Source organism: Escherichia sp. MOD1-EC6300 (genome assembly GCF_002965045.1).
Classification (GTDB): Bacteria; Pseudomonadota; Gammaproteobacteria; order Enterobacterales; family Enterobacteriaceae; genus Escherichia; species Escherichia coli_F.
The window spans coordinates 47,268-58,619 of record NZ_PTRH01000022.1 but is presented as its reverse complement, the minus strand read 5'-3'; the positions used below and the strand labels follow the sequence as shown (position 1 = coordinate 58,619).

Annotated in this window: 9 protein-coding genes and 1 riboswitch; of the genes, 2 read left to right on the top strand and 7 right to left on the bottom strand. The window is 49.8% G+C overall.

What is annotated here, in order from left to right; genetic code table 11:
* Positions 1-303: 303 nt before the first annotated feature.
* Both murI and btuB read right to left on the bottom strand, forming a co-directional pair.
* Positions 304-1,161 (bottom strand): glutamate racemase, encoded by an 858-nt coding sequence (murI, locus tag BGE37_RS22640; protein WP_088542110.1) that lies wholly within the window; start codon positions 1,159-1,161, stop codon positions 304-306.
* Positions 1,106-2,944, bottom strand: a complete 1,839-nt coding sequence (gene btuB / locus BGE37_RS22635) for a TonB-dependent vitamin B12 receptor BtuB (protein ID WP_088542111.1) — start codon at positions 2,942-2,944, stop codon at positions 1,106-1,108. Before btuB ends, murI begins: the two co-directional genes overlap by 56 nt.
* 65 nt (positions 2,945-3,009) lie before the next feature.
* Positions 3,010-3,199: riboswitch (cobalamin riboswitch) on the bottom strand.
* Positions 3,200-3,312: 113 nt separating this feature from the next.
* Here btuB and trmA point away from each other — a divergent pair.
* Positions 3,313-4,413 (top strand): tRNA (uridine(54)-C5)-methyltransferase TrmA, encoded by a 1,101-nt coding sequence (trmA, locus tag BGE37_RS22630; protein WP_088542112.1) that lies wholly within the window; start codon positions 3,313-3,315, stop codon positions 4,411-4,413.
* Between the two features lie 39 nt (positions 4,414-4,452).
* On the opposite strand, the gene BGE37_RS22625 is transcribed toward trmA, so the two are convergent.
* Positions 4,453-4,812, bottom strand: coding sequence for a YijD family membrane protein (locus BGE37_RS22625; protein WP_000806411.1), 360 nt, complete (start codon positions 4,810-4,812; stop codon positions 4,453-4,455).
* Entirely contained in the window at positions 4,812-5,462 is a 651-nt protein-coding gene (fabR, locus tag BGE37_RS22620) for an HTH-type transcriptional repressor FabR (RefSeq protein ID WP_123057348.1), read from the bottom strand. Before fabR ends, BGE37_RS22625 begins: the two co-directional genes overlap by 1 nt.
* Before the next feature lie 331 nt (positions 5,463-5,793).
* Between fabR and sthA the strand changes: the two genes are divergently transcribed.
* Complete coding sequence (sthA, locus tag BGE37_RS22610; RefSeq protein WP_001120810.1) at positions 5,794-7,194, top strand: Si-specific NAD(P)(+) transhydrogenase; 1,401 nt, start codon at positions 5,794-5,796, stop codon at positions 7,192-7,194.
* Here the strand turns inward: sthA and oxyR are convergent.
* From oxyR to manD, 3 genes are all read right to left on the bottom strand, one after another.
* Positions 7,177-8,094 carry a DNA-binding transcriptional regulator OxyR gene (gene oxyR, locus BGE37_RS22605; RefSeq protein WP_001025939.1) on the bottom strand — a complete coding sequence of 306 codons (918 nt, stop codon included), beginning with the start codon at positions 8,092-8,094 and terminating at the stop codon, positions 7,177-7,179. The two genes, sthA and oxyR, sit on opposite strands and share 18 nt — an antisense overlap.
* Before the next feature lie 250 nt (positions 8,095-8,344).
* Positions 8,345-9,628 carry an MFS transporter gene (locus BGE37_RS22600; protein ID WP_000382176.1) on the bottom strand — a complete coding sequence of 428 codons (1,284 nt, stop codon included), beginning with the start codon at positions 9,626-9,628 and terminating at the stop codon, positions 8,345-8,347.
* 66 nt (positions 9,629-9,694) lie between these two features.
* On the bottom strand, positions 9,695-10,909 hold the full coding sequence (gene manD, locus BGE37_RS22595) for a D-mannonate dehydratase ManD (protein WP_105288469.1): 1,215 nt from the start codon (positions 10,907-10,909) through the stop codon (positions 9,695-9,697).
* Positions 10,910-11,352 lie beyond the last annotated feature (443 nt).

The window sequence follows — 11,352 nt, the reverse complement described above, 5'->3', positions numbered from 1 at the left end:
TTTTTCGTCTTGCGACGTTAAGAATCCGTATCTTCGAGTGCCCACACAGATTGTCTGATAAATTGTTAAAGAGCAGTGCCGCTTCGCTTTTTCTCAGCGGCGCGGGGTGTGCATAATACGCTTTCCCGCTACAGAGTCAAGCATTTTTTTGCTTTTCTCTGTCGAGATTCTCAGGAGAACCCCGCTGACCCGGCGGCGTGTTTGCCGTTGTTCCGTGTCAGTGGTGGCGCATTATAGGGAGTTATTCCGGCCTGACAAGAGGAAATTTAAAATAATTTTCCGAATGCGCAACATTCAACCAAATCAGTCTGAAACTGCCAGTTTTTCGAGCGTTTTGAAGCCGTAACGCTGTAAAACGGGTAATAACTGTTCAGCTTCTGGCGTCATGTCCATGCAAAAGGCAATATTCGCATCGGCGGATTTTGCATCCGGGGCTTCATGTTCTAACAACCAGGCCGTTCGGCGAGCAATCGCAGCGCCTGAATCCACCAGCCGTGTTCCCTCTGGCAGTACCTGTAACAGTTCTTCTTGTAGTAGAGGGAAATGGGTACACCCCAGTACAACGGTATCTGGCGGCTCTTTCATTCTTAACCACGGACGCAAGATACGTTTTAGCGCATCCAGAGAAACATCTTCGCCATGCAGCTTCGCTTCAGCCAACTCAACCATCTCTGCCGAGCCCAGCATTTCTATCTGGCATTCATTAGCGAAACGCGTGATCAGCTCATGAGTATAAGAACGTTTAACTGTTCCGCGGGTTGCCAGTAATCCGACAATGCCATTAGCTGTCAGACGTGCCGCTGGCTTAATTGCCGGAACGACACCGACAACCGGGAACGCAAACTTCTCGCGTAATGCAGGAAGTGAAACGGTACTGGCGGTGTTGCAAGCGACCACTGCCAGCGCAAGGGGATAGCGTTCTTGCACTGCGGTGACAATTGCCACCACTCGCTCAACAATAAACTCTTCGCTTTTTTCGCCATACGGGAAAGCGACGTTATCGAAAGCATAAATGTAATGGAGATCCGGTAAGAGATGCCGGATCTCGTCATAGACCGACAACCCACCAACGCCGGAGTCAAACACCAGCACGGTGGGACGTGGTTCAGAAGGTGTAGCTGCCAGACAAGGTGTATTCCCGTCCTGCAGTTTGGTAGCCATAGACTGTCTCATAATCTTTGTCGAACAGGTTGGCTATTTTACCACGAACTGTCAGGTGAGAGGTGACCGGATACGCAACCGCAAGATCCCACACACTCAGTCCCCCCATTTTCACCCTACGGGCATTGTCAAAGTCGTAATCGTATCGCTCACCGATGTACTGATACGTAACATCCCATCCAAGCTCATAAATCTCACCGCTCAACTCATATTTTACCTGCTGTTTTGCGCGACGATAGAGTTGCTGATCAGTTTCATCATCGCGGGGGTCAACATACTGCAACGTCAAACGATGATCGACTGGACCAGTTATGAGATTACCCGTCCATTCAAGGCCCTTAATTGTCGCGGATTTGACGTTAAAATAGGTATTTTTGTTGTAGTCAATCAGATTCTGGATTTTGTAGTGATAGGTCGACAAGCGCCAGTCAACTGGACCGGTTAGGCCTTCTAATCCAGCCTCCCATTGCTTAGATTCTTCTGGCTTCAAATTAGGGTTAGAAGCAATACCGAATCGCTCTGCGCCAAATTGTTGACCAAGCGAAGGAGCCAGGAAACCTGTTCCATAGGAAAGCGTTACTTTGTAATTATCAACAAACTGCCATCCTGCCGCCGTTTGCCAAGTACCATGCCAGCCGAACTGACCATCGTGATCCTCACGACCAGAGGCTTCCAGCGTGACGTTGTCAATTTGCTGCTGCCCGGTCAGATAAAGCCCGGTGTTGTTGCGCTTATAGTTATCTGTGCCATAAGCACCGAAGGACATCAGTTTTTCCTGTTTCCAGTCCGCTCCTGCGCTGATAGCACCATGTCCAACAATGACATTGTTACCCCACTGGATATAACGTTGCTCCATATCATCAAGAGTATAACCTGACGCGTAACGTCTAGCCTGACTGCTGTAGTTGTAGTCCTTAATGCGCTGATAATTTGCAACCAGCTGAGAAGAATAGATCCCCGAATTAAAACGCAACCCCGTATCCCACGACTGCGTATAATTTTGATGCTCGTCATTGCCGCCATCATATCCCCAGTTCCCCTGGTCGTAATCAGCATTACTGGCATAACCATAACCACGGAAGTAACCATCAAACTGATCGTTAAATTTGTGCTCAATTCCGCCCCAGAACAGCTTGTTGCGATAACCATCGCGATCGCTATCTCCGCTATAGCTTGAGTATGGCTGGATGTTGAAACCTTTGGTCGTTTGATAAGCCCCTGCAGCAGTCACGACCGTGTCACCAAAACGCTGACGGTAAGTACCATCGTATTGCTGGTAACCTTTCGAACCAATACCGATATTAATCTGCGAACGCTCTTCATTCGTCATAGTAATGATGTTGACAACACCACCAATCGCGCCAGAGCCATAAACTGCCGAGCGCGGACCGCGGATATATTCGATACGCTGGACCAGCGAGACCGGGATCTGGTCAATCTCTGAGTTATTCGAAATACCAGGGCGTGCTACTGGAATGCCATCGACTAACACCAGAACGTGTTTCGCTTCAGTTCCCCGGATAAAAAGAGAAGAACTCTGCCCCATACCACCATTCTGTGCGACATCAACGCCAGGCAAGCGGCGCATCACATCCAGAACAGTTCTGGATTGCCAGCGTTCGATATCCTCACGCGTGACAATATCCGTCGGAGCCAGAACCGTATTGACCGGTTGCTGAAAACGGTTAGCAGTAACGACGAGAGTATCCGGGCTGGTATCCTGTGCCCAAGCGGAAAATGCCGTGACGGAACACGCCGTCAGCAGCGAAGCTTTTTTAATCATTGTAAAGCATCCACAATAGAAGAAGGATGCCGCAGGCTTCATCAATATTACGCGATGATGAGAACCAGATGCGACGTTAGCCGGCAGGTCTTCGGGCTTGGAGGGGTATATAAAATACTAAGAGATGATGACTTCCCACCGGATGGCAGTGTCCGCATAACGCAATCATCGCACCTTTCCTTACCGCTGCGCGTCAGCTCCAGATTTGCACTGGATTCCCTATTAACTCACAGGACCGGCGAGTGGATGCTACAGGTTGTAACAAGTTGCTGTCCAGACGTAGCTCACAAATAGGAATACATCAAGATCTGGACATCTGATGAGCAATCCCTACAATCGCCGCGTACATTTCATTTTCAGGATACATCATGACCCCCGAACACCTTCCAACAGAACAGTATGAAGCGCAGTTAGCCGAAAAAGTGGTACGTTTGCAAAGTATGATGGCGCCGTTTTCTGACCTGGTTCCGGAAGTGTTTCGCTCGCCGGTCAGTCATTACCGGATGCGTGCGGAGTTCCGCATCTGGCACGATGGCGATGACCTGTACCACATCATTTTCGATCAACAAACCAAAAGCCGCATCCGTGTAGATAGCTTCCCCGCTGCCAGTGAACTCATCAACCAGTTGATGACGGCGATGATTACGGGTGTGCGTAATAATCCCGTTCTGCGCCACAAGCTATTCCAGATTGATTACCTCACTACGTTGAGTAATCAGGCGGTGGTTTCCCTGCTGTACCATAAAAAGCTGGATGACGAATGGCGTCAGCAGGCGGAAGCTCTGCGCGATGCGTTGCGCGCACAAAATTTAAATGTGCATCTGATTGGTCGGGCAACGAAAACCAAAATCGCGCTGGACCAGGATTACATCGACGAACGTCTGCCGGTCGCAGGGAAAGAGATGATCTACCGTCAGGTAGAAAACAGCTTTACCCAGCCGAACGCGGCGATGAATATTCAGATGCTGGAATGGGCGCTGGACGTCACCAAAGGCTCAAAAGGCGATTTACTGGAGCTGTACTGCGGCAACGGTAACTTCTCATTAGCCCTGGCGCGCAATTTTGATCGGGTATTAGCCACCGAAATCGCCAAGCCTTCAGTCGCTGCCGCGCAATACAACATTGCCGCTAACCATATTGATAACGTACAAATTATTCGTATGGCGGCAGAAGAATTTACTCAGGCGATGAAGGGTGTGCGCGAGTTTAACCGCTTGCAAGGGATCGATTTAAAGAGTTATCAATGCGAAACCATTTTTGTCGACCCGCCGCGCAGCGGTCTGGACAGTGAAACCGAGAAAATGGTGCAGGCGTATCCACGTATTCTGTATATCTCCTGCAATCCGGAAACGTTATGCAAGAATCTGGAAACATTAAGCCAGACGCACAAGGTTGAACGTCTGGCTCTATTTGATCAGTTCCCCTACACGCACCATATGGAGTGCGGCGTATTACTGACCGCGAAGTAAAACCTATGCCGGATGCGCCAGCATCCGGCATGATACCGATTACTCAGCAACTTCCTGCTTACGGTTACGCATCTTCGCGCCAATCCAGAACACCATAATGACGGACAGTACTGCCGGGAAGAAGTTAGAACCGATATCCGGATATTCCGCACGAACCACAGTGCTATACAGCAGAACGCCGAGAATAAAACAGGCAGCTGCCAGACCCGGCAAGCCTACCGGCATAGTGCGATTAAGATAACGTTGATGCAGGCAGTAAACCGTCAGCACCAGGGAAATAATCGGGAATACAGAAAATGGCACAATGGAGCTAAACAGCGCTGCGAAAGTACCATTAATCGATAAGCCAGCCACCAGCGCCAGCAGCAGCGTACCTCTATCTTGATTTGCTTGTTTCATTACTCGTCCTTCACATTTCCCGGAATAATTGCGGTTTTCTCTTGTTCACGGCGATACCAGTAATAAGCCCCTTTCGAAATCATTCGCAGTTGCAGTACCAGTCGCTCTTCTAATTGCCGACGTTGTTCGATGCCGACGTCCAACGCCTCGGCCCCCGCACTGAAGACAATCGTCACCATGGCTTCGGCTTGCGCTTCAGTAAACGCACGCGGCATATGGTTTTCGAGTTCCAGATAGTCCGCAAGTTCCGCAATGAAGTGCTGAATTTCACGCGCAACGGCGGCACGAAACGCAGCGGAGGTGCCGGAGCGTTCCCGCAATAATAACCGGAAGGCGTTAGGATTATTACCGATGAACTCCATAAATGTGGAGACCGAGGTGCGGATCACACTCCCGCCTTTGGCGATACGCTGACGCGCCTGGCGCATGAGTTGGCGTAGCATTAAACCGCTCTCATCAACCATGGTCAGACCCAGTTCGTCTACGTCGCGGAAATGCCGATAAAAAGAGGTGGGAGCAATGCCCGCTTCACGCGCCACTTCACGCAAACTCAGGCTGGCGAAGCTGCGTTCAGCACTTAATTGGCTAAATGCGGCTTCCACCAACGAACGGCGGGTTTTTTCTTTTTGTTGCGCTCTTACGCCCATCACGATGTCTGAATCCTTGCCAAAAGTACTGCTGGCACTATACCAGAGAATGAACATACTGGATTGCTCCAGTGTTGTGAATGAACCGTAACGCAATAAAACATATTTACTGCAATTCTTTGGCTGGTTCTTTTACGAACATCGGAAACCTGCCGCTTAAACGGTGAGTATTGGCGATAAAAATCCAATAAAACGTTCAAGGCAAAAGTAAGAAACAGACAAAGCAAAGGCCGCTCACGATATAGCCAGATAAATGACGGGGATCAATTGGCTTACCCGCGATAAAATGTTACCATTCTGTTGCTTTTATGTATAAGAACAGGTAAGCCCTACCATGCCACATTCCTACGATTACGATGCCATAGTAATAGGTTCCGGCCCCGGCGGCGAAGGCGCTGCAATGGGCCTGGTTAAGCAAGGTGCGCGCGTCGCAGTTATCGAGCGTTATCAAAATGTTGGCGGCGGTTGCACCCACTGGGGCACCATCCCGTCGAAAGCTCTCCGTCACGCCGTCAGCCGCATTATAGAATTTAATCAAAACCCACTTTACAGCGACCATTCCCGACTGCTCCGCTCTTCTTTTGCCGATATCCTTAACCATGCCGATAACGTGATTAATCAACAAACACGTATGCGTCAGGGATTTTACGAACGTAATCACTGTGAAATATTGCAGGGGAACGCTCGCTTTGTTGACGAGCATACGTTGGCGCTGGATTGCCCGGACGGCAGCGTCGAAACACTAACCGCTGAAAAATTTGTTATTGCCTGTGGTTCTCGCCCTTATCATCCAACAGATGTTGATTTCACCCATCCACGCATTTACGACAGCGACTCAATTCTTAGCATGCACCACGAACCGCGCCATGTACTTATCTATGGTGCTGGAGTGATCGGCTGTGAATATGCGTCGATCTTCCGCGGTATGGATGTAAAAGTGGATCTGATCAACACCCGCGATCGTCTGCTGGCGTTTCTCGATCAGGAGATGTCAGATTCTCTCTCCTATCACTTCTGGAACAGTGGCGTAGTGATTCGTCACAACGAAGAGTACGAAAAGATCGAAGGCTGTGACGACGGTGTGATTATGCATCTGAAGTCGGGCAAAAAGCTGAAAGCCGACTGTCTTCTCTATGCCAACGGTCGTACCGGTAATACCGATTCGCTGGCGTTACAGAACATTGGGCTGGAAACTGACAGTCGTGGACAGCTGAAGGTCAACAGCATGTATCAGACCGCACAGCCACACGTTTACGCGGTGGGCGACGTGATTGGTTATCCGAGCCTGGCGTCGGCGGCCTATGACCAGGGGCGCATTGCCGCGCAGGCGCTGGTGAAAGGCGAAGCCACCGCACATCTGATTGAAGATATCCCTACCGGTATTTACACCATCCCGGAAATCAGCTCTGTGGGCAAAACCGAACAGCAGCTGACCGCGATGAAAGTGCCATATGAAGTGGGCCGCGCCCAGTTCAAACATCTGGCACGCGCACAAATCGTCGGCATGAACGTGGGCACGCTGAAAATTTTGTTCCATCGGGAAACAAAAGAGATTCTGGGCATTCACTGCTTTGGCGAGCGCGCTGCCGAAATTATTCATATCGGTCAGGCGATTATGGAACAGAAAGGTGGCGGCAACACTATTGAGTACTTCGTCAACACCACCTTTAACTACCCGACGATGGCGGAAGCCTATCGGGTAGCCGCGTTAAACGGTTTAAACCGCCTGTTTTAACACTTTATCGAAATGGCCATCCATTCTTGCGCGGATGGCCTCTGCCAGCTGCTCATAGCGGCTGCGCAGCGGTGAGCCCGGACGATAAACCAGGCCAATAGTGCGGCGTGGTTCCGGCTTAATACACGGCAAATAAACAACCCCATCGCGTTTGCGCTCCGGCGGCACAGCCAGTGCAGGCAGTAAAGTGATCCCGCTACCTGCCGCCACCATGTTGCGCAGAGTTTCCAGGCTGGTCGCGCGGAAGTGTGTATCTTCATCCGCCCCGGCTTCAAAGCAGAAACCCATTGCCTGATCGCGCAAACAGTGACCATCTTCCAGCATCAGCAGTTTTTCCCCTGCCAGATCGGCCATCGGTACGCATTCGCGGTTCGCCCACGGGTGATCTTCATAGATAGCCAGCAACATTGGCTCATCAAACAACGGCACTTCAATGAATGCTTCGCTCTCTTTCACCAGCGCGAGGATCACGCAATCGAGTTTGCCGCTGTCCAGTTGCGCCAGTAACTGGTGGGTCTGTGCTTCATGCAGATACATTTCCAGCTTTGGAAAGGTCTGGTGCAGCATCGGGATAATATGCGGTAACAGGTAAGGCCCAACCGTTGGAATCAAACCAATATGCAGCGGTCCGGACATCGTCTCACCCTGCTGGCTTGCCATCTCTTTAAGGACTTTCACCTCACGCAGCACGGTACGCGCCTGATCCACCAGCAGCATTCCCGCCTGGGTGAACAACACTTTACGGCTGGTCCGCTCCAGCAACATCACGCCCAGCTCATCTTCCAGCTTACGAATTTGCCCGCTAAGCGTCGGCTGGCTAACGTGGCAGGAGTCTGCCGCACGCCGAAAATGGCGGTGTTCAGCCAATGCCACCAGGTACTCAAGATCACGAATATTCATTATCCATCCTCCATCGCCACGATAGTTCATGGCGATAGGTAGAATAGCAATGAACGATTATCCCTATCAAGCATTCTGACTGATAATTGCTCACAGAAACGGAGCGGCACCTCTTTAACCCTTGAAGTCACTGCCCGTTTCGAGAGTTTCTCAACTCGAATAACTAAAGCCAACGTGAACTTTTGCGGATCTCCAGGATCCGCTTTTTTTTATTCTACAGGCCCACAGCAAGAGAGCCTGATAGTAACAGTTACTCAATCCGATCTTTGACAATAAAGAAGTAACACAGCGCCCCGGTGAATGTCACACAGGCCGCGATAACCAGCGCCAGATTAAACGAGTGCGTGGTATCCACTACCCAACCGGTTACGATCGGAGCAAAGGAAGCAAAAACAAAACTGCCAAAGTTTTGAATCCCGGCGATGGAAGCCACTTTTGTTTCTGACACCATCACCTGCACCAGTCCCCATGCAGATGTTCCCGCGAAATGCACGCAGAACAGCGCCATTGAGATAAACGCTACAGCCTGGGCTGGCGAGGAGGATTGCACGACCAGCAACGTGCCTAATGCCGACATCATCAAACCGCAGACAATAGCCGTTTTACGCGTCTTCGCCAGGTCGTAGCCTTTTTTCGCCAGCCGATCGACAACAATACCGTTAACCCACATCCCGACCGCCGCCGCGAGGAAAGGAATCGCCGCCACCCAACCGGTTTTCGCCAGACTGAAGCCTTGCTCGGCTTGTAAATAACCGGGTAACCACGCGATGTAGAGCCAACCGGTATAATTGACGCCAGAGAAACCTAAAATCATCCCCCAGGTTGTCCGATGCTTAAACAGCGCCAGCCACTCGCTAAATTGTAATTGTGGACGCGGTTTAACCGGCGCGGAGAGATAGGTCCGTTCTTCGTCGGTCAGGACAAACTGCGCCCGGTTGCGATACCACGCGTACCAACAGATCCCAACCAGAATCCCCGCCACGCCGATGATGACGAACATTGCCCGCCAGCCCCATGCCAGCTGCATCAATACAAGAGCAGGAGGCGCAATAGCCTGACCGATAACGGTAGATGAGTTAAAAATCCCCAGCGCCGTGCCGCGTTCTTTTTGCGCATACCAGTCGGTGATCGACTTTACTCCCGCAGGCATAAATGGCGCTTCGCCAATACCCAGACCGATACGCATTAAAATAAAGTGGCTAAAAGAATTAACCATTCCTGTTAATGCCTGCATTAATGACCAGAATATTAAGCCTGCGCCTAAAACTATTCGTGGGCCAAAGCGGTCTAGCAAAATACCGGAAGGGAGTTGTGAAAAACCATAAGACAGAGAAAATGCAGAAAGCAAAACGCCAAATTCTGTCGCCGATAATCCTAACTCGCCACGAATCGCTTCGCCTGCCACGCTCAATGACGAACGGTCGAGGAAATTAACGATCCCCGCCATAAATAATAAAACCAGCGTTACTGTCTGAATACGACGAATCCGTTGCGGTTTATTACCCGCAACACTGGTTGACACATCAACGTCCATTTTTAGCTCCTTGAGCGGAATTAATCGATTTGCTGACTATTCAGAAAATAATTAAGCGAACCGTTATTACCAGTTCCACAATGTGCCATCTTCCAGTCGTGCGACGGGGAGATACGCCGGGTCATACGGATATTTCGCCGCCAGTTTCTCATCGAAAGAAATACCCAGCCCCGGTTCATCGCCTGGGTGCATATAACCTTCATCGAAGCGCCAGCTGTGCGGGAAGACTTCAAGCATTTGTTCGGAATAGCCCATGTACTCCTGAACACCAAAGTTTGGCACCCAGAGGTCAAAATGCAGCGCCGCCGCATGACAAACAGGCGATAAATCTGAAGGGCCATGCGAACCGGTACGTACCTGATAAAGCGATGCAAAATCGGCAATCCGTCGCATCCCGGTAATGCCGCCTGCATGGGTAATCGTCGTGCGAATATAGTCAATCAGCTGCTCTTCGATTAACTGCTTGCAGTCCCAGATACTGTTAAACACTTCACCGACCGCAATCGGCGTCACAGTATGCTGGCGAATCAGACGAAAACATTCCTGGTTCTCGGCAGGCGTCGGATCTTCCATCCACAACAGGCGGTAATCCTCAATGCTCTTCCCAAAGCGCGCCGCTTCGATAGGAGTCAGGCGATGGTGCATGTCATGCAACAGATGTTCGTTAAAACCGAACTTATTACGCACCGCTTCAAATAACTTCGGTGTAAAATCGAGATACTTTTCTGAAGACCACAACTGCTCTTCCGGCCACAGGCCTTTGGTTGCCGGTTCATACGCCAGTCCTTTGCCCTTCGCCAGGCCATAAGTGGTTTGCATACCCGGTACACCGCACTGCACACGAATCGCCTTAAAGCCCATCTGCTGGTGCTTTGCATAGTCTTCAAGGACTTCATCAATCGTGCGCCCGGTGGTGTGGCAATAAACCATCACGCCTTCACGAGAAGCCCCACCAAGCAGTTGATACAATGGCATATTTGCCGCTTTGGCTTTGATATCCCACAACGCCATATCAATGGCAGAAATGGCCGACATCGTGACGGGGCCACGTCGCCAGTAAGCACCTTTATAAAAGAATTGCCAGATATCTTCGATACGGCTGGCATCGCGGCCAATTAATTGTGGACAAAGATGATCTTTCAGATAAGAAGCGACCGACAATTCGCGACCATTTAATGTGGCATCTCCCAATCCACAAATTCCGCTTGCAGTGGTTATTTTAAGCGTAACGAAATTACGTCCTGGGCAAGTAACAAAAACATCTGCAGCAATAATTTTCATTATTGCAATCTCCTGTGTTGTAAATAGACGCTTCAAACTTAATTTTACGCCTACTACCATACAAGAGAGAAAGGGCGATTATTCAACCGTGATCACATTAAAAATAAAAATTTCCGCCGAGGAACAAAAATATCCTCAAATCTCACCTACACTATTAACTACCATCGTTAAAACAACGTGTTAAATAATCACATAACAAATTCCTTTAAGGAAAGGAGTTATAACAACAACAAAAGATAATCATATTTTACTTAATTCAATACGTATCGATAGGTTTATTTAAAAAGGATTTTTCGGAATGAGAGATGAAAAGAAGATACACAAGCAGGAAGAAATACGATTAATATTAGTTGCGGTAAGGGTAGCCGTTCCTCCCTTCCGCAACCCATTAACCGTTGAAGTCACAGACTATTTCAGGCATTTCTCAACTCAAAATAACGACA

What these genes read in the sequence shown, in the direction of transcription:
- murI (WP_088542110.1), bottom strand. Translation starts at nt 1,161, where the DNA reads ATGGCTACCAAACTGCAGGACGGGAATACACCTTGTCTGGCAGCTACA.
- btuB (WP_088542111.1), bottom strand. Translation starts at nt 2,944, where the DNA reads ATGATTAAAAAAGCTTCGCTGCTGACGGCGTGTTCCGTCACGGCATTT.
- trmA (WP_088542112.1), top strand. Translation starts at nt 3,313, where the DNA reads ATGACCCCCGAACACCTTCCAACAGAACAGTATGAAGCGCAGTTAGCC.
- BGE37_RS22625 (WP_000806411.1), bottom strand. Translation starts at nt 4,812, where the DNA reads ATGAAACAAGCAAATCAAGATAGAGGTACGCTGCTGCTGGCGCTGGTG.
- sthA (WP_001120810.1), top strand. Translation starts at nt 5,794, where the DNA reads ATGCCACATTCCTACGATTACGATGCCATAGTAATAGGTTCCGGCCCC.
- oxyR (WP_001025939.1), bottom strand. Translation starts at nt 8,094, where the DNA reads ATGAATATTCGTGATCTTGAGTACCTGGTGGCATTGGCTGAACACCGC.
- BGE37_RS22600 (WP_000382176.1), bottom strand. Translation starts at nt 9,628, where the DNA reads ATGGACGTTGATGTGTCAACCAGTGTTGCGGGTAATAAACCGCAACGG.
- manD (WP_105288469.1), bottom strand. Translation starts at nt 10,909, where the DNA reads ATGAAAATTATTGCTGCAGATGTTTTTGTTACTTGCCCAGGACGTAAT.